At 66.7% G+C, this 25484-nt stretch carries 24 protein-coding genes; 13 read left to right on the top strand and 11 right to left on the bottom strand.

The features are described from left to right. From VKZ87_RS15955 to mnhG, 6 genes are all read left to right on the top strand, one after another. A partial coding sequence (locus VKZ87_RS15955; RefSeq protein WP_324222256.1) for a monovalent cation/H+ antiporter subunit A occupies window positions 1-2568 on the top strand: 2568 nt, incomplete at its 5' end. After that, window positions 2568-2912: a Na+/H+ antiporter subunit C gene (locus VKZ87_RS15950; RefSeq protein ID WP_324222255.1), complete on the top strand. Its 345-nt coding sequence runs from the start codon at window positions 2568-2570 to the stop codon at window positions 2910-2912. The genes VKZ87_RS15955 and VKZ87_RS15950, both read left to right, overlap by 1 nt. Next, window positions 2909-4525, top strand: a complete 1617-nt coding sequence (locus VKZ87_RS15945; protein ID WP_324222254.1) for a monovalent cation/H+ antiporter subunit D — start codon at window positions 2909-2911, stop codon at window positions 4523-4525. Before VKZ87_RS15950 ends, VKZ87_RS15945 begins: the two co-directional genes overlap by 4 nt. Then, on the top strand, window positions 4522-5010 hold the full coding sequence (locus tag VKZ87_RS15940; RefSeq protein WP_324222253.1) for a Na+/H+ antiporter subunit E: 489 nt from the start codon (window positions 4522-4524) through the stop codon (window positions 5008-5010). Before VKZ87_RS15945 ends, VKZ87_RS15940 begins: the two co-directional genes overlap by 4 nt. After that, the gene (locus VKZ87_RS15935; RefSeq protein ID WP_324222252.1) at window positions 5007-5288 is read left to right on the top strand and encodes a K+/H+ antiporter subunit F; all 282 of its coding nucleotides are present in this window, start codon (window positions 5007-5009) and stop codon (window positions 5286-5288) included. The genes VKZ87_RS15940 and VKZ87_RS15935 overlap by 4 nt, the downstream gene beginning before the upstream one ends. After that, window positions 5285-5698 (top strand): monovalent cation/H(+) antiporter subunit G, encoded by a 414-nt coding sequence (gene mnhG / locus VKZ87_RS15930; protein WP_324222251.1) that lies wholly within the window; start codon window positions 5285-5287, stop codon window positions 5696-5698. Before VKZ87_RS15935 ends, mnhG begins: the two co-directional genes overlap by 4 nt. Here mnhG and gyrB read toward each other — a convergent pair. From gyrB to rpsT, 6 genes are all read right to left on the bottom strand, one after another. Then, window positions 5673-8105: a DNA topoisomerase (ATP-hydrolyzing) subunit B gene (gene gyrB / locus VKZ87_RS15925; RefSeq protein WP_324222250.1), complete on the bottom strand. Its 2433-nt coding sequence runs from the start codon at window positions 8103-8105 to the stop codon at window positions 5673-5675. The two genes, mnhG and gyrB, sit on opposite strands and share 26 nt — an antisense overlap. Window position 8106: 1 nt before the next feature. Then, complete coding sequence (gene recF / locus VKZ87_RS15920) at window positions 8107-9309, bottom strand: DNA replication/repair protein RecF (RefSeq protein ID WP_324222249.1); 1203 nt, start codon at window positions 9307-9309, stop codon at window positions 8107-8109. Window positions 9310-9312: 3 nt separating this feature from the next. Continuing rightward, window positions 9313-10431, bottom strand: coding sequence for a DNA polymerase III subunit beta (gene dnaN, locus VKZ87_RS15915; protein ID WP_324222248.1), 1119 nt, complete (start codon window positions 10429-10431; stop codon window positions 9313-9315). Window positions 10432-10620: 189 nt separating this feature from the next. Beyond that, complete coding sequence (gene dnaA / locus VKZ87_RS15910) at window positions 10621-12066, bottom strand: chromosomal replication initiator protein DnaA (RefSeq protein ID WP_324222257.1); 1446 nt, start codon at window positions 12064-12066, stop codon at window positions 10621-10623. Window positions 12067-12116: 50 nt separating this feature from the next. Then, window positions 12117-12560 carry a rhodanese-like domain-containing protein gene (locus VKZ87_RS15905; RefSeq protein WP_324222247.1) on the bottom strand — a complete coding sequence of 148 codons (444 nt, stop codon included), beginning with the start codon at window positions 12558-12560 and terminating at the stop codon, window positions 12117-12119. Window positions 12561-12976: 416 nt separating this feature from the next. Next, window positions 12977-13243, bottom strand: a complete 267-nt coding sequence (gene rpsT / locus VKZ87_RS15900) for a 30S ribosomal protein S20 (protein WP_324222246.1) — start codon at window positions 13241-13243, stop codon at window positions 12977-12979. 152 nt (window positions 13244-13395) lie between these two features. Here rpsT and VKZ87_RS15895 point away from each other — a divergent pair, with 152 nt between their 5' ends. From VKZ87_RS15895 to ggt, 3 genes are all read left to right on the top strand, one after another. Beyond that, window positions 13396-13980 carry a hypothetical protein gene (locus tag VKZ87_RS15895; RefSeq protein ID WP_324222245.1) on the top strand — a complete coding sequence of 195 codons (585 nt, stop codon included), beginning with the start codon at window positions 13396-13398 and terminating at the stop codon, window positions 13978-13980. An 86-nt stretch (window positions 13981-14066) separates the two neighbouring features. Further along, window positions 14067-16403, top strand: coding sequence for a bifunctional salicylyl-CoA 5-hydroxylase/oxidoreductase (locus tag VKZ87_RS15890; RefSeq protein ID WP_324222244.1), 2337 nt, complete (start codon window positions 14067-14069; stop codon window positions 16401-16403). 91 nt (window positions 16404-16494) lie between these two features. Next, window positions 16495-18099, top strand: coding sequence for a gamma-glutamyltransferase (gene ggt, locus VKZ87_RS15885; RefSeq protein ID WP_324222243.1), 1605 nt, complete (start codon window positions 16495-16497; stop codon window positions 18097-18099). Window positions 18100-18460: 361 nt separating this feature from the next. On the opposite strand, the gene VKZ87_RS15880 is transcribed toward ggt, so the two are convergent. Both VKZ87_RS15880 and VKZ87_RS15875 read right to left on the bottom strand, forming a co-directional pair. Continuing rightward, window positions 18461-19453 (bottom strand): YeiH family protein, encoded by a 993-nt coding sequence (locus tag VKZ87_RS15880; protein ID WP_324222242.1) that lies wholly within the window; start codon window positions 19451-19453, stop codon window positions 18461-18463. Between the two features lie 10 nt (window positions 19454-19463). Further along, window positions 19464-20000, bottom strand: a complete 537-nt coding sequence (locus VKZ87_RS15875; RefSeq protein WP_324222241.1) for a hypothetical protein — start codon at window positions 19998-20000, stop codon at window positions 19464-19466. A gap of 216 nt (window positions 20001-20216) precedes the next feature. Between VKZ87_RS15875 and ispH the strand changes: the two genes are divergently transcribed. From ispH to rnhA, 3 genes are read left to right on the top strand one after another with little or no spacing between them, the layout of a single operon-like run. Continuing rightward, the gene (ispH, locus tag VKZ87_RS15870) at window positions 20217-21191 is read left to right on the top strand and encodes a 4-hydroxy-3-methylbut-2-enyl diphosphate reductase (RefSeq protein ID WP_324222240.1); all 975 of its coding nucleotides are present in this window, start codon (window positions 20217-20219) and stop codon (window positions 21189-21191) included. Between the two features lie 9 nt (window positions 21192-21200). Next, the gene (locus VKZ87_RS15865) at window positions 21201-22193 is read left to right on the top strand and encodes a homoserine kinase (RefSeq protein ID WP_324222239.1); all 993 of its coding nucleotides are present in this window, start codon (window positions 21201-21203) and stop codon (window positions 22191-22193) included. Window positions 22194-22234: 41 nt separating this feature from the next. Then, window positions 22235-22693 carry a ribonuclease HI gene (gene rnhA / locus VKZ87_RS15860; protein ID WP_324222238.1) on the top strand — a complete coding sequence of 153 codons (459 nt, stop codon included), beginning with the start codon at window positions 22235-22237 and terminating at the stop codon, window positions 22691-22693. Window positions 22694-22804: 111 nt separating this feature from the next. Here rnhA and VKZ87_RS15855 read toward each other — a convergent pair whose 3' ends face one another. After that, window positions 22805-23287: a peroxiredoxin gene (locus VKZ87_RS15855; protein ID WP_324222237.1), complete on the bottom strand. Its 483-nt coding sequence runs from the start codon at window positions 23285-23287 to the stop codon at window positions 22805-22807. A gap of 99 nt (window positions 23288-23386) precedes the next feature. Then, window positions 23387-24187, bottom strand: a complete 801-nt coding sequence (locus tag VKZ87_RS15850) for a protein-disulfide reductase DsbD domain-containing protein (protein ID WP_324222236.1) — start codon at window positions 24185-24187, stop codon at window positions 23387-23389. 104 nt (window positions 24188-24291) lie between these two features. Here VKZ87_RS15850 and VKZ87_RS15845 point away from each other — a divergent pair, with 104 nt between their 5' ends. Beyond that, window positions 24292-24876, top strand: a complete 585-nt coding sequence (locus VKZ87_RS15845; protein ID WP_324222235.1) for a YqgE/AlgH family protein — start codon at window positions 24292-24294, stop codon at window positions 24874-24876. Window positions 24877-24888: 12 nt separating this feature from the next. On the opposite strand, the gene VKZ87_RS15840 is transcribed toward VKZ87_RS15845, so the two are convergent. After that, window positions 24889-25470: a GNAT family protein gene (locus VKZ87_RS15840; protein WP_324222234.1), complete on the bottom strand. Its 582-nt coding sequence runs from the start codon at window positions 25468-25470 to the stop codon at window positions 24889-24891. Between the last annotated feature and the right edge of the window lie 14 nt (window positions 25471-25484).

Here is a 25484-nt window from a genome sequence, read left to right as displayed (position 1 = left end):
ATCGTCCTCAGCGGCAACCTCATCCTGATCGCGGTCTTCTGGGAACTGACCAGCATCTTCTCGTTCCTGCTCATCGGCTACTGGCACAGCAACCAGGGCTCGCGCGACGGTGCGCGCATGGCGATCACCATCACGGGCACGGGCGGACTCTGCCTGCTCGTCGGCATGGTGATGCTCGGCCAGATCGCCGGCAGCTACGAGCTCGACGACGTTCTCGCCGCCGGGGAGACGGTTCGCGGCAGCCGGCTCTACCTGCCCGTCCTGCTGCTCATCCTTGCCGGGGCGCTGACCAAGAGCGCGCAGTTCCCGTTTCATTTCTGGCTGCCCAATGCCATGGCCGCGCCGACGCCGGTCTCGGCCTATCTGCATTCCGCCACGCTTGTTAAGGCCGGCATCTTCCTGATGACGCGGCTGTGGCCGGTTCTTGCCGGCAGCGAAGCCTGGTTCTGGATCGTCGGAACGGCGGGTATCACGACCCTGCTGCTCGGCGCCTACGTCGCGATTTTCCAGCACGACATGAAGGGCCTGCTGGCCTATTCGACGATCAGCCATCTCGGCCTGATCACCCTGCTGCTGGGGCTTAACAGCGAACTGGCCCTGGTCGCGGCGATCTTCCACACTTTCAACCACGCGACCTTCAAGGCCTCGCTGTTCATGGCGACGGGCATTATCGACCATGAAACCGGCACGCGGGACATCCGACGCCTGTCCGGCCTCAACCGCTCGATGCCGTTTACCGCGCGCCTCGCGATGGTGGCGGCAGCGGCCATGGCCGGCGTGCCGCTGCTGAACGGCTTCCTGTCGAAAGAGATGTTCTTCGCGGAGACGCTCTGGGCGCCGACGCCCGACCCGCTGATCTACGCCATCATGCCCTTTGCCGCCGTCCTGGCGAGCGCCTTCAGCGTTGCGTATTCGCTGCGTTTCATCCATGGCGCATTTTTCGGGCCCGATCCGGTGGATCTGCCCCGGACGCCGCGTGAGCCGCCGGCCTGGATGCGCTCGCCGGTCGAGATTCTGGTGCTGGCCTGCATCATTGTCGGAATCCTGCCCGCCGCCACCGTGGGTGGCCTGCTGGATCTGGCCGTGCGCTCCGTGCTGGGGCCGGCTACGCCGGAATACAGCCTGGCGGTCTGGCACGGCCTCAATCAGCCTCTCCTCATGAGCCTGCTCGCCCTCGCGGGCGGCGTGGTTCTCTATCTCGCCCTGCAGCGCTATCTCCGCAAGGGCACCGAAGGCGCACCGCTCATCCGACTCGATGCAAGGCGCATCTTCGACAGCAGTATGGTGTTCCTGTCCTGGCGTCTGGCACGAACGCTGGAGCGTACCTTCGGCACCCGTCGCCTGCAGACGCAGCTGCGGCTGATCCTCGGCGCCGCCCTGCTGGCGGGCGGAGGGGCCGTGTATCTCCGCCATGTAGGCGCGGGCAATCTTCCCCTTTCGGGCGTGGATCCGGTTTTCGTGCTGGTCTGGGTGGCAGGTGCGGCCTGCGCCATCGGCGCCGCCTGGAAAGCAAAGTTCCACCGGCTGGCGGCGCTGGTGCTGCTCGGCGGTGCGGGGCTGGTCACCTGCGTTACCTTCATCTGGTTCTCGGCGCCCGATCTTGCGCTGACCCAGCTTCTTGTCGAGGTTGCGACGACGGTCCTGCTTCTGCTCGGCCTCAGATGGCTGCCGAAGCGTTTCGAAACGCCCGCGTCGCCCCGGGCGGAGATGATTGCCCGGCTGCGCCGTCTGATCGATTTCTGCATTGCCGTCGTCATCGGCCTGGGAATGGCGATGCTCGCCTTCTTTGTCATGACGCGCACCCCGCCCGACCTCCTCGGCCAGTATTTCCTGGAAAAGGCCTACTCAGAGGGCGGCGGCACGAATGTCGTGAACGTCATCCTGGTCGATTTCCGCGGCTTCGATACCCTCGGCGAGATTACGGTTCTGGGCGTCGTGGCGCTGACTGCATACGCCCTGCTGCGACGTTTCCGGCCGGCACCGGAAAGCGTCGGCATCCCGGAACAGCAGCAGGAACAGAACGCCTATGACATTGACAGGCCGGACCGCCGCGAGGGCGACACTGCCACCGACTGGCTGATGATCCCCTTCCTGCTCGGACGCCTGCTCTTCCCGGTCATCTGCCTGATTGCCGTGTTCCTGCTGCTGCGCGGCCACGATCTGCCGGGCGGCGGCTTCGTAGCCGGACTGACCGGCGCCATTGCGCTCATTCTGCAGTACATGGTCGGCGGTACCCAGTGGGTCGAGAACCGTCTGCGGATCCATCCTCTGCGCTGGATCGGCTTCGGCCTCCTCATTGCGGCGGCTACCGGCCTCGGTGCATGGGCGTTCGACCGTCCCTTCCTGACGTCGTATTTCTCCTATGCCGATCTGCCTGTCCTTGGGAAAATCCCGGTCGCCAGCGCGCTGCTGTTTGACATAGGCGTGGCCCTCCTGGTGGTCGGCGCCACCGCCCTGATCCTGGTTGCGCTCGCTCACCAGTCGATCCGCGGCCAGCGCGCCGCGCCCAAACAGGCGGCAAAGGCCGGAGATACGGTCGCGGCTACAGGGACGGCGGGAGGAGCATAATGGAAGCAATCCTGTCTCTCGCCATCGGCCTGCTGACCGCCTCCGGCGTCTGGCTGATCCTGCGTCCCCGCACCTTCCAGGTGATCATTGGCCTTTCGCTGCTCTCGTATGCGGTCAACCTGTTCATTTTCTCGACGGGGGGACTGCGCATCGGCGCGGCGCCGATTCTGGAACCGGGTACGGCGGGAGATCTGGCGCAGCACGCCGATCCGCTTCCGCAGGCACTGGTTCTCACCGCCATCGTCATCAGCTTCGCGACTACTGCACTCTTCCTCGTCGTGCTTCTGGCAGCCCGCGGCCTGACCGGAACCGACCACGTCGACGGCCGCGAGACCGACCAATGAACAGCTGGCTGGATCACCTCGCGATTGCGCCCATTGTCATCCCGCTCCTCACCGGAGCGGCGATGGTGGTCGTCGGCGAAAGGCGCCGCATGATCGAGGCCGGACTGGGGGTAGCCTCCACCCTGCTGCTGCTCGCGGTATCCATTGCCCTGCTGCGCATGGCCGACAGCACGGACCAGGCGATGCTGCGGGTTTACCGGCTGGGCGACTGGCCGGTGACGTTCGGAATCGTGCTGGTGGTGGATCGCCTCGCCGCCCTGATGGTCCTGCTGACCAGCATTCTGGGCTTCTCCGCGCTGATCTTCTCGCTTGCGCGCTGGTACCGCAAAGGCGCGCATTTCCAGCCGCTGTTCCAGTTCCAGCTTATGGGGCTGAACGGCGCCTTCCTGACCGGCGATCTCTTCAACCTGTTCGTATTCTTCGAGGTGCTGCTGGCCGCATCCTACGGACTGGCCCTGCACGGGCCGGTCGTCGCCCGGGTCAAGGCCGGCCTGCACTACATCGCGGTCAACCTGACTGCCTCGCTGCTCTTCCTCGTGGGCGTGAGCATGATCTACGGCATTGCGGGTACGCTCAACATGGCTGATCTCGCTGCCCGCATCCCCGCCATTCCCGCCGAGGATCGCGCCCTGCTGGAGGCCGGCGCCGCCATCCTCGGTGTCGCCTTCCTGATCAAGGCCGCGATGTGGCCGCTGGGCTTCTGGCTGCCCAACACCTATTCCGCCGCCAGCGCGCCCGTGGCGGCCATCCTGTCCATTCTCAGCAAGGTGGGCGTCTATGCCGTTCTCCGGCTGTGGCTGCTGCTGTTCGGCGATACCGCCGGCGACTCCGCCGGCTTCGGCGGTTCCTGGCTGCTGTTCGGCGGCCTTCTCACCATCGCCTTCGGCTCCGTTGCCGTGCTGGCCACGCAGCATCTGACGCGGCTGGCCGGCGCCAGCGTCCTGGTCTCGTCGGGAACACTTCTGGCGGCGGTGGGTACCGGGCAGGTTGCCATCACGGGAGGTGCGCTCTTTTACCTGGCGAGCTCCGTTCTGGCGATCGCCGCCTTCTTCCTCCTCATCGAACTGGTGGATCGCGGCCGCGAACTCGGCGCCGACGTCCTCGCGGTCACGCGGGAAGCCTATGGTGACGAAACCGAGGATGAGGACGCACAGGAAGAAGTTGGCATTGCGATCCCGGCCGGCACCGCCATCCTGGGTACGAGCTTCCTGGCCTGCGGGCTGCTGCTGGCCGGACTGCCGCCCCTGTCCGGCTTCCTCGCCAAGTTCGCCATCCTCGCGCCCCTCTTCGGCCCGGGCCAGGACGGTCTCTCGCTCACCGGCTGGGCCATCCTGATTGCCCTTCTCCTGTCGAGCCTGACGACGATCATCGCGGTGGCGCGCGCCGGCATAAACGCCTTCTGGAAACCGGCGGCGGAGGCGGCCCCGTCGGTGCGCATGACCGAGCTCGGCCCGATCGGGTTCCTGCTCATCCTGTGCGTGATCCTTACGGTGCAGGCCGGCCCAGTGATGCGGTACATGGAGGAAACCGCGCAGTCGCTTCACGCGCCGCGGAACTATATCGAGGGCGTCTTTACCGGTTCAGCCGATGCCGGAACGGGGGGCAGGCCATGACGCGCTGGTTTGCATTTCCGCTGCTGACGGCGGCCTTCTTCCTCGCCTGGCTGCTCGCCAACGAAAGCGTTACGCCCGGCACGATCCTCCTCGGCGCGGCGCTGGCCATCGGCATAGCACCGGTGCTGACCACTCTGAACGTGCCGAAGACGGTGTTCCGGCGCCCGCTGGCGGCATTGAAGCTGTCTCTCGTCGTCCTTGTCGAGATCGTCCGCTCCAACAATGCCGTCGCCAGGATCATCCTGTCCTCCGACAAGCGGCCCCGGCGGTCGGGTTTCGTGCGGATCCCGCTCAGCACCCGGAATCCGTACAGCCTGACGGCGCTCGCCTGCATCATTACGGCCACGCCGGGAACGCTCTGGGTGGAGTATGATTCCGCCGACAACACCATGCTGCTCCACGTCCTCGACCTGATCGACGAAGAGGAGTGGGTCAGGATCATCAAGGAACGCTACGAAAGCCGCCTGATGGAGATTTTCACATGAGCGCGACATTGCTGGCCTGGTCCGTGACCCTGGCGCAGATCTTTCTGAGCCTTGCCATGGTCTGTGCAACCATCCGCATCCTCAGGGGGCCGCGGGCGCAGGACCGCGTGCTGGCCCTCGATACGCTGTATGTGAATGCGGCGATGCTGCTGCTGGTGTTCGGCATCCGGACCGGGAGCACGGTTTACTTCGAGGCGGCCCTGGTGATCGCGCTGCTGGGCTTCGTGTCGACTGCCGGGCTGGCGAAATTCCTCATGCGGGGAGAAATCATCGAATGACGCACGCCGCTGACCTGCCCGACTGGGCGGCGCTGCTGGTCGCGCTTCTGCTGGTCGTCGGGGCCGGCCTGGGGTTGATCGGCTCTCTCGGACTGCTGCGCCTGCGCAGCTTCTACGACCGCATGCACGCCCCGACCCTGGGCACCACGCTGGGCATCGGGAGCATTCTGATCGGGTCCATGCTGTTCCACACGGTGCTGCAATCCCGCCTCGTGATCCACGAGCTGCTGATCACTGTGTTCATGGTGGTGACCACGCCGGTCACGCTCACCCTGCTGGCCCGCGCGGCGCTCTACCGCGACCGCCGCGAAGGGGTGGAGGGCGTACCACCGCCTCCACCGCCGCCGGCTCCCGTCGAGAAGACGGAAAACCCGCTGCCGGACGTCAAATATCCAGATTCACCACGTTGAGCGCGTTGCCCTGGATGAACTCGCGGCGCGGCTCGACGACGTCGCCCATCAGGGTCTCGAACACGTTGTCGGCATCCTCGGCATGGCCGATCTTCACCTGCAGCAGGCTGCGCGCCTCGGGATCCAGCGTGGTCTGCCAGAGCTGCTCGGGGTTCATCTCGCCCAGTCCCTTGTAGCGCTGCATGGTGAGGCCGCGCTTGCCGGCCGCCAGCACGCGATCCAGAAGCTCGAGCGGGCCCCGCACGACATGCGTCTCGTCCTTGCGGCGCAGCTCCGCCGGGCTGAGATAGGCCGCCTGCAGCTCGGCCGCCATCTCGTTCAGCCGCCGCGCCTCGGTCGAGCGCAGCAGCTGGCCATCCAGCACATAGGTCTCGGTATAGCCGCGCAGGGTGCGTCTGGCCGTCAGCGTGCCGTCGCCGGTGGCCGTGCAGACCCAGCCGCGCTCCAGCTCGGGTGACAGCGCGTTCAGCCGGCGGGCCAGCGCTTCGGCGGCTTCAGCCGCCTTCGCGGGATCGTTCATCACTTCGGGCTGCAGCGTCCCAAGCACGGCAGCCTGGGCCACGATCCAGGCGTTGTAGCGCTTGCCGATGGCATCCAGCAGGGCCTTGGCGACGCGGGCGTGATCGAGCAGCTGCTTGAGATCCTGCCCGGCACGCTGCGAGCCGTCATGCAGCGTCAGCACGGCATTCTCCATGCCCTCGGCGATCAGATATTCCTCCAGCGCCGCCTCATCCTTGATGTAGCGCTCCGACTGGCCGCGTTTCACCTTGTACAGCGGCGGCTGGGCGATATAGAGGTGCCCGGCATCGATCAGCGGCCGCATCTGGCGGAAGAAGAAGGTCAGCAGCAGCGTGCGGATATGCGCGCCGTCCACGTCCGCGTCGGTCATGATGATGATCTTGTGGTAGCGCAGCTTCGAGATGTCGAAATCGTCCGCGCCGATGCCGGTGCCGAGCGCCGTGATCAGCGTGCCGATTTCCTGCGACGACAGCATCTTGTCGAACCGCGCACGCTCGACGTTGAGGATCTTGCCGCGCAGCGGCAGCACCGCCTGGGTGGCGCGATGGCGGCCCTGCTTGGCCGAGCCGCCCGCCGAGTCACCCTCGACGAGGAAGAGTTCCGCCTTGGACGGATCGCGCTCCTGGCAGTCCGCCAGCTTGCCGGGCAGCGAGGAGATGTCCAGCGCACCCTTGCGCCGGGTCAGCTCGCGGGCCTTGCGCGCCGCCTCGCGCGCCGCGGCCGCCTCGACCACCTTGCCGATGATCATGCGGGCATCTGTCGGATGTTCCTCCAGCCAGGCGGCGAGGGCCTCGCTCACCAGGCCTTCGACGGCCGGGCGCACCTCCGACGAGACCAGCTTGTCCTTGGTCTGCGACGAGAATTTCGGATCGGGCACCTTCACCGACAGGACGCAGGTCAGACCCTCGCGCGCGTCATCGCCGGTCAGCGCGACCTTCTCCTTCTTCAGCAGGCCGCTTTCGGTGGCGTAGTTGTTGACGCAGCGGGTCAGCGCCGCGCGGAAACCGGCGAGATGCGTACCGCCATCCCGCTGCGGGATGTTGTTGGTGAAGCACAGCACCGTCTCGTGATAGGCGTCGTTCCATTCCAGCGCCACTTCGACGCCGATGCCGTCGCGTTCGCCGCGGATGGTGATCGCCGGCTTGTGCAGCGGCGTCTTGTTGCGGTCGAGATAGGCGACGAAGGCCTCGACGCCGCCGTCGTAGCGAAGCTCGATGCGCTTCGGCTCGACGCCGCGCAGATCCTCCAGCACGATCTTCACGCCGCTGTTCAGGAAGGCGAGTTCGCGCAGCCGGTGCTCCAGCGTCGGGAAATCGAACTCCGTCTTCGAGAAGGTTTCCGGCGACGGCAGGAATGTGACCTCGGTGCCGCGCCGGCCCCCGGCATCGCCCATGTCGGCCAGCGGCGCCTCGGCAACGCCATGGCGGAAACGCATGAAATAGGCCCTGCCGCCCCGCCAGATGCGCAGCTCCAGCGTGGTGGACAGCGCATTCACCACCGATACGCCGACACCGTGCAGGCCGCCCGACACCTTGTAGGAATTCTGGTCGAACTTACCGCCGGCATGCAGCTGGGTCATGATGACCTCGGCTGCCGAGACCCCTTCCTCGGGATGGATATCGACCGGGATGCCGCGGCCGTTGTCACGCACGGTGCAGGAGCCGTCGGGGTTCAGGCCGACATAAACCTCGTCGCAATAGCCGGCCAGCGCCTCGTCGATGGCGTTGTCGACCACCTCGTAGACCATGTGGTGCAGACCGGTGCCGTCATCGGTGTCGCCGATATACATGCCCGGCCGCTTGCGCACGGCATCAAGGCCCTTCAGCACCTTGATCGCGGAGGAATCGTAATCTTCGCCGCCGCTGCGCGGCATGACTGCTTCGCTCATTTCACTGCCTCATGGAGCCGTGGCGCGGCGTCACGACGCCATCCGCCACCGCGAAAAATTCTGCCCGCCCGGCCAGACCCGCAAACAGGTCATCATCGGTGCCGGTGAGCCATACCTGCCCGCCGAGCGCGAGCAACTCCTCGTACAAGGCCGTGCGCCGCCTCGCATCGAGATGCGCTGAAATCTCGTCCAGCAGCATCAGCGGCGGCGCCTGCCGTCGTGCCCGGATTAGCCGCGCATTGGCCAGCGTAATCGCTACCAGCAGAGCCTTCTGTTCGCCGGTGGAGCAATGCTCGGCCGCCTGCGCCTTCTCCGCATGCCAGACCGCCATGTCGCTGCGATGCGGCCCCTCGGTGGCAGCGCCGGCTTCGCGATCGATGCCGCGGCGCTCGGCCAGAGTCTTCCGCAGCTTCTCCTCCGCCGCCAGCGCCGGCATCTCGGCCAGCCAGGTTTCTACCGTTCCCTGCGCCGCCAGCCGGGCCCGCGGAAACGGTCCGGTCGCCAGCGCCATGCCGGCCTCGATCCGCGCCAGACCTTCGCGCCGGGCAGCGGCGACGGCGACGCCATGTTCGGCCATCTGGCTTTCCAGCGCCGCAAGCCAGGCCGGATCGGCGCCACCCGCCTTCAGCAGACGGTTGCGCTCGCGCATCGCGCGCTCATAGGCGGCGACCTGCCGCGCATGGCCGCCTTCCAGCCCGTAGACCAGGCGATCCATGAAACGCCGCCGGGTGGAAACCCCGTCGACGAACAGCCGGTCCATCTGCGGCGTCAGCCAGGCGACGTCGAGATACTCCACCAGGTCGTTCGCGGCCCCCGCCGTCTCGCCGTTGATGCGGACGACGCGGCGCTCGCTGCCATCCTCTTCGCCCATCCCTTCCGCAAGACCGGTGCCGATCGAAACCGGGCCGATGCAGGTGGCCACTTCGGCATGGGCAGCCCAGCGGCCGCCGCTGCCATGGCGGGTGATCTCCGAAAGCCGCGCGCGGCGCAGGCCGCGTCCGGGGCTGAGGAACGACAGCGCCTCCAGGATATTGGTCTTGCCGGCGCCGTTGGGGCCGGTGAGCACGACAGGCGCGCCGCTGAGATGCAGCTGCAGGCGACCATAGTTGCGGAAGTCGCACAGGTTCAGCGACAGGACGGCGGTATGGGCTGTTGCCGTGCTATCGTAAGTCCTGTCCGCAATCCGTGCCGCGCTGCTCGCCAAAACTCAGACCCGCATCGGCATCAGTACATAGAGCGCGCCGTCATCGCTAGGATCGCGCACGACAGTGGGCGCGAGCGCGTCGGCCAGCAGGAAGCGCGCATTCTCGCCCTCGATCTGCCCGGCGATGTCCAGCAGATAGCGCGAATTGTAGCCGACCTCGATCGGCGCAGCGCTGTAGGCGGCCGTCAGCTGCTCGGAGGCCGAGCCATGGTCGGGCGAGGTCGCCGAGAGCTCGATGCCTTCCGGCTTCAGCGACAGCTTCACCGCGCGGCTCTTCTCGGTCGAAATGGTGGCGACGCGGTCGACGGCGGCAGCAAACGCCTTGCTGTCCACTTCCATGACCTTGTCGTTGTCGCGCGGAATGACGCGTTCGTATTCGGGGAAGGCGCCGTCGATCAGCTTGGAAACCAGCACCAGCTCGCCGAAGGTGAAGCGGATCTTGGTGTCGCTCAGTTCGATCTTCACTTCCGCCGAGCCGCCTTCCAGCAGCTTGCGCAGCTCGTTCACCGTCTTGCGCGGCACGATCACGCCGGGCATGCCGGCGGCACCGTTCGGCAGGGGCGATTCAACGCGCGCCAGGCGATGGCCGTCGGTGGCGACGGCGCGCAGCATCGGCACGCCGGCGCTGCTCGCGGCGTGGAGATAGATGCCGTTCAGATAATAGCGTGTCTCTTCCGTCGAGATCGCAAAGCGCGTCTTGTCGATCAGGCGGCGCAGCTGGTCGGCCGGCAGCATGAAGCTGTGCGGCAGGTCGCCGGCCGCCATGACCGGAAAATCCTCCTTCGGCAGGCAGCTCAGCTTGAAGCTCGAGCGGCCGGCGCGCAGGTCGAGGCGCTGCTCCGCCGCGGTGAAGGTGAGTTCAACCTCCGAACCTTCCGGCAGCTTGCGCACGATGTCGTAGAAGGTGTGGGCCGCCACCGTCGTGGCGCCGGGCTTGGCAACCTTGGCCGGCAGTTTCTCAACCACGGCGATATCGAGATCGGTGGCCGTCAGGGCCAGGCGTTCCCCCTCTGCCTCGAGCAGCACATTCGACAGGATCGGGATGGTGTTCCGGCGCTCGACCACACTCTGGACATGGCTGAGGGCAGTCAGCAGAACGGCACGCTCGATGGTGAGTTTCATGGCTGGAAACCGGTTATGTTTTCTTGATTTTCGGCACCCCTGCCGAGTCTGTTAAGTATACCAAAACGCCTATCAGCAGGCGAGCCATATGGCTGTCCCGGGCACCGTTTTTGCATACGCGAAGGGCCGCCTTCCGGCAGCCCTTTCATCTCATATAACCATCTGATTTTCAAGGAGAATTACTGGAGCCTAGCCTTCCAGTTTGCGGCGCAGCAAATCAATGTCTTCGGCGAAGGCGGCATCGATCTCCCGCAACTCCTCGATTTTGCGCACGGCATGCATCACCGTGGTGTGGTCGCGGCCGCCGAATTTGCGCCCGATTTCAGGCAGCGAGCGCGAGGTGAGCTGCTTGGCCAGGTACATGGCGACCTGGCGGGGACGGGCCACCGCACGGGCCCGGCGGGGCGAATGCATGTCGGCAAAGCGGATCGAGTAATGTTCCGCCACCCGCTTCTGGATCTCCTCGATCGTCACCTTGCGGTCGTTGGCGCGCAGCAGGTCCTGCAGCACTTCCTGCGCCGAGGTGACGGTCACCGGCTTGCCGACCAGGCTCGCATAGGCCGAAATGCGGTTCAGCGCGCCTTCCAGTTCACGGATGTTGGAGGTGATCCGGCGCGCGAGGAATTCCAGCACTTCCTGCGGAATATTGGTGAGGCCGTTCTTCTCGGCCTTGGCCTGCAGGATCGACAGCCGCAGCTCGAAATCGGTCGGGTGGATGTCGGCCACCAGGCCCCAGCCCAGACGCGAGCGCATGCGCTCCTCGATGCCTTCCAGATCCGACGGCGAGCGGTCGCCCGAGACGATGATCTGGCGGTTCTGGTCGCAGAGCGCGTTGAAAGTATGGAAGAACTCTTCCTGGGTGCTTTCCTTGCCGGCGATGAACTGGATGTCGTCGATCATCAGCACGTCGACCGAGCGGAACTGCTCCTTGAAGGCCATCGTGTCCTTGAAACGCAGGGCACGGATGAACTGGTACATGAACTTCTCGGCCGAGAGATAGACCACCCGGCGCTCGGGGAAACGCTGGCGGATATGCCAGCCGATGGCATGCATCAGATGGGTCTTGCCCAGCCCCACGCCGCCATAGAGGAACAGCGGGTTGTAGGTGACCGTCGGGCTCTCGGCGACGCGCAGCGCCGCGGCCCGGGCCAGTTCGTTGGACTTGCCGGTGATGAAGCTGTCAAAGGTGAAGCGGGGATCGAGCGGCGCGGAAAGTTCGCGCTCGACATCGTCCATTTCGCGGACCTGCGGGCCGGATGCGGCCGCACCGGCAATGGCCGCCGGGCGGACCGGGACGACCGGTGCGTCGACCGGCTGGCCGACCATGGTCTTGGCCTGGGGCGACTGGGTCGCGCCGCTCGGCCGGACATGGATCACGACGCGGCGGACCGCCGCATTCTCCAGCCGCCAGATCTCGCGCAGGCGTTCGCTGTAGTGATTGGCCACCCAGTCCCGCATGAAGCGGGTCGGAACGGCAAGATGCACGTCGCCGTCAGCCGCCAGCCCCTCGTCGGCAAGCGCCACGGGCTTGAGCCAGGAATTGAAGGCGGCATCGCCGAAGGAGACACGCAGGCGGGCACGGACCCGCTGCCACTGCGCATCCAGCGCATCGGTGGCTGGCGTCGCCTCGCCCATGGCAGAGACGGATTGCGGCTGTGGTTGGAGGGATTTCGCCATGACCTGCCTCAGCTCTGGACCCAGGCCAGACCGGCGGCCTTCCAGCCACCCAATCGTCCACGATGCTTCTCGGCGTCGAGGTCGCCCTCGAACCCGCCGGCAATATTGAAACAGGGCGAGAAACCCGCAGCCGTCATGGCCTTGGCGGCAGCCCGGGAGCGCGCGCCGGAACGGCAGATGAAATACAGCGGCTTGCCGGGCTCTGCGCCCTGGGCACGCAATTCTTCAACAAAGCGCGGGTTGATACTCATCTCAGGATATATCTGCCATGACACGAACAAGGGGCGCTTCCCCAGCTTGCCGAGATCCGGCACACCGACGAAGCTCCATTCCGGCTGGGTTCGAACGTCGATCAGTTGCGCGACCGGGTCGCTTGCAAGTCTGTTCCAGGCTTCGGCACTCGAGATATCGCCAGCATATTCTTCATCCCCCGTCCTCACCGAAGCCAACATCCCCAACCTCGCGCCACGTTTATTATTTCAATCAATCATTCCGTCACGCGTGCTGCCACCCTCTCGGTTATTGGCCGACGCTCAGGCCCCGGATGCTTGAGCATTCTTGCGTTTCGCGCCGGCTTGCAGACCGCCTCATCGCGCGGCAGCGGAGGCATTAAAGGGAAATCGAGAGGGCCACGCAAGCGGACAGATGAAGACTCCCCGAAAAAAAATTTCTGTGTGGCAGAATTGGAACTTGCATTGTGCAATTCACCCGCGGACACGCGTGAGTGCGGACTAATCGCCTCATCGAAAAAACGGACGCGAACGCTTCCGCCGCGGCTCTTCGCAACCGCATAAAAAAATCGCCCGCGCTTTCGTGCGGGCGATGTCTTTACATCGATGATGTCATGCAGCGCCGACGGCGCTGCACATCAGGAAGCCATGGCTTTGACGCGAGCGTTCAGACGCGACAGCTTGCGCGAGGCAGTGCGCTTCTTCACGACGCCCTTGCTGACGCTGCGGTCAAGCTCAGGCTGCGCTGCCTTGAGAGCGGCCTGTGCAGCGGTCTTGTCGCCCGTCGCGATCGCGACTTCGACCTTCTTCACCGAGTTGCGGACCTTGCTGCGCCGCGAACGGTTCACGGCAGTGCGCTTCTTGGTCTGGCGGGCGCGCTTCTCCGCGGACTTGTGCTGAGCCATTGCTTAGGATTTCCGATGGTTGGAGCCTTGCGGCAAAATCAAGGCGGGGGTTATAGCCCTGCATCCCGCATGCGTCAACCCCGCCGAAATGCCGTGTTTTCGCGGCTTACCGGCAACTTGCGGGCGACTTCGGGCACCGGCATAGTGCCGGCATGCCCGCCGCCGTCCAGCTTGCCCAGGCCGCCTATCTCGCGGGCGGGATTCTCTGTCTCATTTTGGTTGCACGCAGCACGCTGCCCGCGGCGTTATTCTGGGGCGTCGGCGCCATCCTGCACACGGCTCTGGCCGCAGTCGAATTCGCCGATCTGCTCGACCTGTCTGCCTTCGTCGGACTCGAGGGAGACCTGCGCTATCTCGCATTCACCGCCGGCCTGCTCGCACTGGCCTTCGGCGCCGTGTTCAGTCTGGTGCTGCCGCCCGGCTCGAAACGGATCACGTTGCTGACCGGCATCGCGCTGGCACTGCTCATCGCGGCCGCCGCCGACCGGCTGCCGCTCGGGAAGCTGCCGCTGCCGCTCATCCTGCTCGGCATCCTTCTCGTCGCCACCGTCGTCGGCCTGCGGCATCGCCCGGCGCCGGCGCGCTGGTTGCTGGTCGCCACCCTGCTGCTCGCCCTCGCCGAACTGGGCCGCCACGGCTATCTCGGTTTCCTCCCCGCCGCGCCCGGCAGCATCGCGCGCATCTGCTTCGGCGTGGCGCTCGCCGCCTGCGGAATGACCGCCTACCGCGCCCGCTGAGCACGAAGTCCGGCTTGCCCGGAGATATTTTAAATATAAAATATCTGGCAGGCCCAATGCCGGGCCGGTATCCAGGCGGGAGCGCCATGCGTGTCACCATCGTGGGCGGCGGCCCGGCCGGCCTCTATCTCGCCCTGCTGATGAAGAAGGCCGATCCGGGCCACGACATATCACTGTATGAACGGAACCGGCCCGACGACACCTTCGGCTTCGGCGTCGTCTTTTCCGACGAGACACTGAACCAGTTCCTCACGCAGGATGCCGAAACCCATCAGGCGATCCGGGACAGCTTCGCCTACTGGCACGAAATCGACGTGGTGGCGGGCGGCCAGCGCATCCGCTCCGGCGGGCACGGCTTCTGCGGCCTGGCGCGCAAGAAGCTGCTGCAGATCCTGCAGCAGCGCTGCCGCGACTACGGCGTGAAGCTGCATTTTCAAAACGAGCAGCAGGATTTCGAGACGCTGCGCCGCGACTGCGACCTGCTGGTCGGCGCCGACGGCATCAACAGCCTGGTGCGCGAGCGCTGGAAGGAAACCTTCCGGCCGCATCTGGACTGGCGGCCGAACAGATTCGTCTGGCTCGGCACGACGTTGCCGCTGGACACCTTCACCTTCATCTTCGAGGCCAATGAACACGGCCTCTTCCAGGTTCATGCCTATCGCTTCGAGCCCGGCCTTTCGACCTTCATCGTCGAGACCACCGAGGAAACCTGGAAACGCGCCGGCCTCGACCGGGCCGGCGAGGAGGATACGCTGGCCTATTGCCAGAAACTCTTCGCCAGGCATCTCGACGGCCACAAGCTGCTCAGCAACCGCTCGATCTGGCGCAACTTCCCGACCGTGAAATGCGAACGCTGGGTGCATGACAACGTCGTGCTGATCGGCGATGCGGTGCATACGGCGCATTTCTCCATCGGCTCGGGCACCAAACTTGCGATGGAGGATGCCATCGCACTGAGCCAGGCATTGCATGCCGGGCACAATTCCCTGCCCGCCGCACTGCAGGCCTTCGAGACCGCGCGGCAGACGGACGTCTCGATCCTGCAGCATGCCGCCCAGGTCTCGCTGGAATGGTTCGAGCATACCGGGCGCTATCGCGACTTCGAGCCGATGCAGCTGGCGCTGAGCCTGCTGTCGCGCAGCAAGCGCGTGACCTATGACAACCTGCGGCTCCGCGACCCGGCCTTCATCGCAGGGGTCGACCGCTGGTTCGCGGAGAAGACGGCGCGCGAACAGGGTATCGCAGTCAGCACCGATCCGCCGCCCCCGCCTATGTTCCTGCCGCTCAGGTTGCGCGGCCTCACCATCGAGAACCGCGTCGTGGTGTCCCCCATGTGCCAGTACTCGGCCGAGGACGGCCTGCCGAACGACTGGACGCTGGTCCATCTCGGCAGCCGCGCCATCGGCGGCGCCGGGCTGGTGATCACCGAGATGACCGATATCGCGCCGACGGCCCGCATTACCCCGGGCTGCACCGGCCTGTGGAGCGCCGGGCACGCCAGGGCATGGCGCCGGATCACCGATTTCGTCCATGCCCATTCGAAGGCGAAGATCGCCGTGCAGCTGGCCCATGCCGGCCGCAAGGGCGCCACCTGCCTGCCCTGGGCCGGCGGCTATGACGAACCGCTGCCCGAGGGCGCCTGGGAGATCCTCGGTCCGTCACCCATTCCCTATCTGCCGCACAGCCAGGTGCCGCGCGAGATGACCCGGGCCGACATGGACGCGGTGCGCGACGACTTCGTCGCTGCAGCACGGCTCGCCATCGAGGCCGGTTTCGACATGATCGAGCTGCACATGGCACACGGCTATCTGCTCTCCAGCTTCATCTCGCCGCTGAGCAACACGCGGCGCGACGACTACGGCGGCAGCCTGGAAAACCGCCTGCGCTTCCCGCTCGAAGTCTTCGATGCGATCCGCGCCGTCTGGCCCGAAGACCGGCCGATCTCGGTGCGGCTGTCGGCGGTCGACTGGGTGCCCGATCGCGGCCTGACGCTGGAGGACTCCGTGCAGATCGCCCGCATGCTGAAGGCCCGCGGCTGCGACCTGATCGACGTCTCGGCCGGCCAGACCTCGGCGGAAGCGAAGCCGCAGTACGGTCGCATGTTCCAGACGCCGTTTGCCGATGCGATCCGGCAGGAGGCCGGCATCGCCACCATGGCGGTGGGTGCCATCACCACGGCCGACCAGGTAAACACCATCGTCGCCTCCGGCCGCGCCGATCTCTGCGCCCTGGCGCGGCCACATCTGGCCGATCCCTACTTCACGCTGCATGCCGCAGCCGATTACGACTACCACGGCATCCACTGGCCGCCCCAGTATCTCGCCGGGCGCGACCAGCTCTACCAGCTCAGGGCACGCGAGCGCGAGGAGGCCCGCGCCGCCGACGCCTTCGCGCGCCAAAGGGCCCGCCGGGACGACATCTGACGCGCCCTTTCTCCGGCCGGGCCCTTTGACAGCGAGCCGGGGGTGGCGTGTAAACTCCGGGAGCTGATTTTCTGCCGGAGAGCCCGCCCCCATGCGCGATCTGCAACTGCCCGGCCGTTCCGTGGCCATGGGCCGCAACGGCGCTGCCGCCACCTCCCATTCGCTGGCCACCGTCACGGCCATCGACATCCTGCGCAAGGGCGGCAATGCCGCCGATGCCGCCATCGCCGCCTGCGCGGTGCAGTGCGTCGTCGAACCGGGCTCGACCGGCATCGGCGGCGACAATTTCGTGCTCTACGCCCCGGCCGGCACCGACACCACCAGGGGCGGCAAGGTCTACGGCCTGAACGGCTCGGGCCGCGCCCCGGGCAAGCTGACTGCCGATTTCCTGCTGCAGCAGGGCCTGAAGGAGATCCCGCTCACCTCGGTGCATGCCGTCACCATCCCGGGCGCCATCGATTCCTGGGTCAAGCTCAACCAGCGCTTCGGCAGGCTGCCGCTCGGCGACCTGCTGCAGCCGGCGATCCGCTTCGCCGAGGAAGGCTTCCCCGTCACCGAGCGCGTCGCCACCGACTGGGGCCGCAACGAGGAAAAGCTGAAGGCCGATCCGAACAGCGCCCGCATGTGGCTGAAGGACGGCCGCCCGCCGAAATTCGGCGAGGTGTTCCGCGAGCCGGAACATGCCAAGGTCTTCCGCGCCATCGCCGAGAAGGGCCGCGACGGCTTTTACGCCGGCTGGGTCGCCGAGGACATGGTCGCCTATCTCAACAGCCTGGGCGGCCTGCACACGCTGGAGGATTTCGCCACCCAGGAGGCCTTCTGGGTCGAGCCGATCACCACCCGCTACAAGGGCGTCGACGTCTACGAAATCCCGCCCAATGGCGTCGGCATCACGACGCTGCTGCTGCTCAACATCCTGAGCGGCTTCGACCTCGCCAAATACGATCCGGTCGGCGTCGAGCGCTTCCATATCGAGGCGGAAGCCACCCGCCTCGCCTTCCAGGCCCGCGACGCCTATGTGGCCGATCCGGCCTTTGCCGATGTGCCGGTCGAGAAGCTGCTGTCCATGGCCTTCGCCGACGAGCTGCGCAGCCGCATCGACCTGAAGAAGGCCATGCCGGTCACCGGCCCGGCCGGCGGCACCAGCTACCGCGACACGATCTACCTCAGCGTGGTGGATTCCGAGGGCAATGCCTGCTCCTTCATCAACTCGCTGTTCTGGCCCTACGGCACCGGCCTGTGCAGCCCGAAGACCGGCGTGCTGCTGCAGAACCGCGGCGCGGGCTTCCGGGTCGACCCCGCGCATCCGAACTGCGTGGCGCCGCACAAGCGGCCGCTGCACACCATCATCCCGGCCATGGCGGTGAAGGACGGCAAGCCGTGGCTCAGCTTCGGCGTCATGGGCGGCGGCTTCCAGCCGGTCGGCCAGAGCCATGTCCTGACCAACATCCTCGATTACGGGATGAACGTGCAGGAGGCGATCGACTGCGCCCGCGGCTTCCACCAGATGGGCCGCTTCGAGGCCGAACGCGGCATCCGCGAGGACGTGCTCAAGGGCCTTGCCGCGCTCGGCCACGAGATCAAGATGGCCGAGATGCCCCATGGCGGCGGCCAGGCGGTGCTGATCGACGCAACGAATGGCGTGCTGCAGGCCGGCTCCGATCCCCGCAAGGATGGCTGCGCGCTGGCTTACTGACGCCGCGGGGGCGCGATTTTCGGCCAACCCGCTGATTTCCCTGGAACCGCCTGGTCCCGTTCGATCCCGTTCGGGGCCAGTTCAGTCCCGTTGGGAGCCAGTTCAGTCCCGTTCAATCCCGTTGAGAGCCAGTTGAGTCCCGTTCAGTCCCGTTGAATCCCGTTGAGTCCCGTTCGCGGACGGATCCGGTGACCAGATGCCCCAGACGCGGACATGCGCCTGTATGTCACGGCCGACGATTCACGATGGGCAACAGCAGTGGCCTTGAACGCCATGGCCAAATGAGAACATAATAGGTACATTACCCAGGAAGTCAAGTCGCGAATTTTCCGGTGGCCCGGGCGGCGCACCTGTCGGAGCTTTAAACGACTACCAGCAGCGCCGTCATCACGAAGGCCAGCAGCACCAGCGTCTCGATCAGGATCAGCGCCAGCGGCTTCCAGCCCAGCGCGAACAGCTCGCCGAAGGAGGTCTTCACCCCCAGCGCCGCGATGGCGACGAGCAGGCAGCCGCGCGAGACATCCGAGACCACGCCCACCGCCTGCGCCGGCAGCGGCAGGATGCTGCCGGTCACCACCAGCGCAGCGAAACCGATCAGGAAGGGCGGCAGCAGCTGGGCGCGTGCCGCCCCGCCCTCGCCGGCTGCCCCGTGGTTGCGATAGGCCCAGCCGATCAGAAAGACGACCGGCAGCAGGCAGGCAACGCGCATCAGCTTGACGAAGGTTGCCACATCGCCGGCCTGCGGCGATACGGTGAGGCCGGCGCCGAGCACCTGCGCCACGTCATGGATGGTGGCGCCGAACAGGATGCCGGCCTGGGTCTCGTCGAAGCCGAGCGCCTTGGCCAGCAGCGGGTAGATCACCATGGCGAGAGTCGAGAGTGCGGTGACGCCGATGACGGTGAGCAGCGTGAGGCGCTCGGATTGCGGCGAGCGCGGCAGGGCGGCTGCCACCGCCATGGCGGCGGAGGCGCCGCAGATGCCCACCGCACCGCCCGACAGCAGTCCTTCCTCGCGGCTGCGGCCGGCCAGTTTCGCGGTGATCAGGCCGGTGAGGATCGCAACCGACACGCCGCCGACCGCCAGCGCCACCGGACCCGGGCCGAGATCGGCGATGCGGTCGAAGGTGATGCGGATGCCAAGCAGGGCCACGCCGAGCCGCAGGACGCTGCGCGCGGCGAAATCGATGCCCGGCCGCACGCGCGGATCGGCGGCGAGGAAGTTGAAGGCCATGCCGAGCAGCAGGGCGAGCAGGAAGGGCGGCCCGCCGTAATGTTCGGCGATGAAGCCGACCGCCAGCGCAACCGTGGCGGCGACGGTCAGGCCCGGCAGCCAGAGGCGCAGGCGTTGCAGCATGGCGGGAGGATCAGAAGCCGCGGTCGCGCCGGTTCTTCTCGAGCTGGTCGCGATCGAGCACGAGGCCGATCAGGATTTCGAGTTCACTGGTATGGCGGCCGGCCAGCGGAATGTACTGCTCGAGCTCCTCGCCCACCACGACGCGCCGGCGCCCGGGCTCGAACGGAATCCGCGCGACGAAATCCTCGCGCGCCAGCACATTCTGCTGCTTGTCGACCACGGCGATGAAATAGGGCACCTGGGCCTCGTCCTGAGTCGCCGCGGGGCCGCGCGTGGCGGCCACCTGCAGGATGAAGCGCACGATGACGACCGCGCGGCGATCCTCGTAGCGGCAGTCGCCGTTGTAATCCAGCAGTTCGGTCTCGAAGGTGACGTCGGTCAGATCGCGGCCGGGGCCCGGGCGATACTGCACGCCCTTGTTGGCATCGCCGAGAATGCCGACCCGCGGACAGGGCGGTGGCCGGGTGTTGTCGCGGTTGCCGCTGCAGGCGGCCAGGCCCAGGCCGGCGATCAGCATCAGGGCGAAGGCGGGGCGAAGTAGCGGCATGGTTCTCACGGCAGGCATTCGGTCTGGCAATTCGGAGGCTGCGGGCGGGAGGGCTGGAGCGGCGGGAACCGGGTCATCGCAGCCTTTCCTTCGGGCGTCGGGTATACTAGCTTGCCGGGCGGGTGCCGGGCTGTTTCCTGTATAAAAGAGGGCTCCGGCCCAGACAAGCGGCATGCCCGCAAGCCCTTGATTCGTCACGAGCAGATTGCAAACCGGATGACTGCCGCCCACCCCGCCCAGGAGCGCCCCGCCATCGAGATCGTGCTGGCTGCACCCCGCGGCTTCTGCGCCGGGGTGGATCGCGCCATCCAGATCGTCGAACGCGCGCTGGAGCGGTTCGGCGCCCCGGTCTATGTCCGCCACGAGATCGTCCATAACCGCTTCGTCGTCGACACCCTGGCTGCCAAGGGCGCCGTTTTCGTCGATGAACTGGACGAGGTGCCCGCCGGCGCGCCGGTGGTCTTCTCGGCCCATGGCGTGCCGAAATCCGTGCCGGCCGCCGCAAAGGCGCGCAGGCTGGCCTATCTCGACGCCACCTGCCCGCTGGTCAGCAAGGTGCACCGCGAAGCCGAACGCCATCATCGCGAGGGGCGCCGCATCATCCTGATCGGCCATCAGGGCCATCCCGAAGTGATCGGCACGATGGGCCAGCTGCCCGATGGCGACGTGCTGCTGATCGAAACGGTCGCCGACGTGGCGAAGCTGCAGATCACCGGCGACCAGCCGCTGGCCTATATCACGCAGACGACGCTCTCGGTCGACGACACGGCCGAGATCATCGCCGCGCTCAAGGCCCGCTTCCCGGGCATCGAGGGCCCGAAGAAGGAAGACATCTGCTACGCCACCACCAACCGCCAGGGCGCGGTGAAGGCGATTGCCGCGCGCTGCGATGCCATGCTGGTGATCGGCGCGCCGAATTCCTCGAATTCGCTGCGGCTGGTGGAGGTGGCGAAACGGGCGGGCTGCGACCGCGCGCTGCTGGTGCAGCGGGCGGCGGATATCGACTGGGCGCAGATCGGCGATGCGCGCGCGGTCGGCATCACGGCGGGCGCCAGCGCACCCGAAACCCTGGTGGAAGAGGTGATCGACGCCTTCCGCGCGCGTTACGAAGTTACCGTCCGCGAGGTTTCCACGGCGCGGGAATCCGTCCAGTTCAAGCTGCCCGCCGCCCTCGACGTTTCCGCCGCCTGATCACCCTGCATGGCCGTCTATACCGAAATCGACGACGAGCAGCTCGAAGCGCTGCTGGCCCGCTACGATCTCGGCACGCTGATGTCGTGCAAGGGCATCGCCGAGGGCGTGGAGAATTCCAACTACCTGCTGGTCACCGACAGGGCGAGCTACATCCTGACGCTCTACGAGCGGCGGGTGAACCGCGACGACCTGCCCTATTTCCTCGGCCTGATGGATCATCTGGCCGCCAAGGGACTGCCCTGCCCCACGCCGCTGCATGACCGCGAGGGCAAGGCGCTGAACGAGATCGCCGGGCGGCCCTGCGCGATCGTCAGCTTCCTTTCCGGCGTCTGGCCCAAGCGCCCGACCGCGAAGCATTGCCATGAACTCGGCATCGCCATGGCGAAACTGCATCTCGCCGGCCAGGATTTTCCGCTGCAGCGGCGCAATGCGCTGAGCGTCGACGGCTGGCGTCCGCTGCTCGAGGCCTGCGACGGCCGGGCCGACGGCGTGCGGCCGGGACTGGCGGGCGAACTGCGGCGCGAATTCGATGCGCTCGCCGCCGCCTGGCCGGAGACGCCAGGCCGCGCCGGATCGAGGCCGCTGCCGCATGGCGTCATCCATGCCGACCTGTTTCCCGACAACGTCTTCTTCGTCGGCGAGAGCCTGAGCGGCCTGATCGATTTCTACTTCGCCTGCAACGACTATTTCGCCTATGACCTGGCGATCGCGCTGAACGCCTGGTGCTTCGAGGCGGACGGCGCCTTCAACGTCACCAAGGGACGGCAGCTGATTAACGGTTACGAGAGCGTGCGCCCCCTGACCGACGGCGAGGTCCATACCCTGCCGCTGTTCGCGCGCGGCGCGGCCCTGCGCTTCCTGCTGACGCGGCTCTACGACTGGCTGAACCAGGTGCCCGGCGCGCTGGTGAAGCCGAAGGATCCGCTGGAATACTGGAAGAAGCTGACCTTCCACCGCCAGGTGCTGGGCGCCTCGGCCTACGGCATCGAGCGCCCGTGATGGGTGAGCGGTGATGGGTGAGCGGTGATGGGTGAGCGGTGATGACCGGCGATACGGTGGAGATTTTCACCGACGGCGCCTGCCTGGGGAATCCCGGCCCCGGCGGCTGGGCCGCCCTGCTGCGGCTCGGCGCAACGGAGAAGGAACTCGCCGGCGCGGAAGCCGCCACCACAAACAACCGCATGGAACTGACCGCGGCAATCATGGCGCTGGAAGCGCTGAAACGGCCCTGCCGCGTGGCACTGTATGCCGACAGCCGCTACGTGATCGACGGTGCGACGAAATGGCTGCGCAGCTGGAAGGCGCGCGGCTGGAAGACCGCCGACCGCAAACCGGTCGCCAATGTCGATCTCTGGCAGCGTTTCGAGGCGGCGGCGGCGCCGCACGAGATCGACTGGCACTGGGTGCGCGGCCATGACGGCCATGTCGAGAACGAGCGCGTCGACCAGCTGGCCCGCGCGGCGGCGACGGAAATCGCGACCGCGCTGAAGAAGGGCTGAGGCTTTACCCAATCCATGGCCTCACCCTCGGCGCGGCCGGGAATGACGATCTGCATATAAAGTGAAAGGCCGGCGGGTTTCGCCGGCCTTTTCCGTCGGAGGCAGTCCGGATCAGAGCTGCGCGAGCAGCGTGCTGGCGTCGGACACCTCGAAGGCGCCGGGCTTCTCGAGATTGATCTTCTTCACCACACCGTCTTCGAGCAGCATCGAATAGCGCTGCGAGCGCACGCCGAGGCCGCGGGCGGAGAGATCGAATTCCATGCCGATCGCCCTGGTGAATTCGCCCGACCCGTCGGCCAGCATGGTGACCTTGTCGCCGGTATTCTGCTGCTTGCCCCAGGCGCCCATCACGAAGGCGTCGTTGACCGAGAGGCAGGCGATCATGTCGACACCCTTGCCCTTCAGCTCGTCATGCTTCTCGATGAAGCCGGGCAGATGCTTGGCCGAGCAGGTCGGCGTGAAGGCGCCGGGCAGGGCGAAGAGCGCCACCTTCTTGCCCTTGAACAGCTCGCCGGTCTTTACCGCCTGCGGGCCCTGTTCGGACATGACATAGAGCGTGACATCGGGGATGCGGTCGCCGACCTTGATCGTCATGGTTTCCTCGTCTGATTGGTTCTGGTTCTGACCGGTGCGGTCGAAGCCGAATACGGCCCGGCGCAGGATGATCCGGCTGCGCCGCCGAAACAAGCCCCCTCAGGGCTGCAGGCGCAGTTCCGCCGCCCGGCCCGCATCGGTCACGGTCAGAACGAGCGGACCGCTGTCCTTCAGGGCGCGTTCGGGCTGCACCGGAACGGTGAAATGCGCTGCACGGCGATCGGCGCTCAGCGCCAGCTCCGGCCGGCCGAACCACACCTCCGGCGCCGCCTCGACGAACAGGTCGGGCCGCTCGAACGGCGTTTCGCTGTGCAGCGCCACGACGAGACGCCCGGATTCCATGCGATGGCCGGCAAGCGCGATGCCGGCCTCGGGCGCAGGCCGGGGCACCCTGTCCTGCCAGCGCGCCAGCAGCTCGGCGGCGCCGGCATCCACCGTCATGCCGGCCGGCAGAAGCCGCGCGAGTTTTTCCTCGCGCAGAATGCAGATTTCCTTGCAGATGCCGAACTCGACATCGAGCGCCAGCGTGATCGCCTCGCCGCTGCGCTGCGGCGTGAGCGCGACCGGCAGCAGCACCTCGCCGGTATAGCCGTGCAGATCGGCGCTGCCGATGCTGATGCGGCGCGGCGCCGGCCAGGCGATCTCGGCTTTCGCCAGGTTCTGCGACTGCGACCAGTCGAAACGCGGCGGCACACCACCCTCGCCCGGACTGCGCCAGTAGAATTTCCAGCCTGGCGCGAGCCGCACCTGAAGTCCGACCTGATCCGGACCGGCGGCGATGAGCGACAGCTGCACCGGATCGCGCGTCCTGAGCCGCGAATCCGCCATCGCCGCGGGACTCAGCATCAGCACGCACGGCAGAAGCGCGAAAAGCCGGAGAAACAGCGGCACCATCCTCATATTGCCACTCTGTCCCGTCGCCGCGAAATTGCAAGACCTTGGAACCATTGGCATATGGACAAGTTGAGAAGCAGGAGTAACATGTGGGTGATGCGGGAGCTGGCATGACGGTTGGTGGCGGCAAATCGATATCCGGTTATCTCGACCGGCAATTGCTCGTCGCGATGCCGACGATGGGCGATCCGCGTTTCGCCCGCACCGTGATCTACATGTGCTCGCACAATGCCGAAGGCGCGATGGGGCTGGTGATCAACAAGCCCTATCCCGGCCTCACCTTCCCGAATCTGCTGACCCAGCTCGGCATCGAGCCGGCGATCGACAACGACATCATCGTGCGCCTCGGCGGGCCGGTGGAAACCGGCCGCGGCTTCGTGCTGCATTCCACCGACTACATGCGTCAGGGCAGCGTGCCGCTGGATGAAACCATGGGCATCGGCCTTACCGCCACGCTGGACGTGCTGCGGGCGATCGCCACCGGCACCGGGCCGCAGCGCAGCCTGTTCGCGCTCGGCTATGCCGGCTGGGGGCCCGGACAGCTGGATGCCGAGATCCAGGAGAATGCCTGGCTGGCCGCGCCGGCCGACGCCGACCTGCTGTTCGAGTCCGATCTGGATTCGGTGTGGGAGCGCGCCGTGCGCAAGATCGGCGTCGACGTCTCCAAGCTGGCCAGCGCCGCCGGCCACGCCTGATTCCCGCCGGCTTCAGGGTGGCGGATCGCTCGCCAGCCGGGCGTAGAGCCGGTGGTCGCGCCACACGCCGTCGATTTTGAGATATTCCCGCAGCACGCCCTCGGGCCGGAAACCGGCCCGGCGCAGCACGCGCTGGCTGGCCTCGTTCTCCGGCACGCAGGCCGCCTCCAGGCGGTGCAGTTTCAGCGGCCCGAAGCTGTGCGCCACCACCAGCGCCAGCGCCTCGGTCATGTAACCCTTGCCGGTATGCGGCAGGCCGATCCAGTAGCCGAGCTCGCCGCATTGCGAGGCGCCGCGGCGCAGATTGGACAGCGTGATGCCGCCGAGCAGCGTGTTGCTGCGGCGCAAATGGATGAACCAGGCCTCGCCGAGATCCTGCCGCCGCAGGCGGTCGAACCAGGCGAGCCGGCGGCGATAGCCGTCACGGGTCAGCGCGTCGTCCGCCCAGCGCGGTTCCCAGGGCTGCAGATGGTCGCGGCTGACGGCACGCAGCGTCGCCCAGGCCTCGAAATCGGCGATGCCCGGCGCCCGCAGGTCGACGCGCTCGCCCGAGAGCATGCCCACAGCGCCGGGGAGAAAGCGGCCGAACAGCATCTCCCCCTCCCCGC

Source organism: Ferrovibrio sp., from assembly GCF_035304305.1.
GTDB lineage: Bacteria > Pseudomonadota > Alphaproteobacteria > Ferrovibrionales > Ferrovibrionaceae > Ferrovibrio.
The sequence above is the reverse complement of the archived record's forward strand: the minus strand, read 5'-3'. Positions and strand labels throughout refer to the sequence as shown.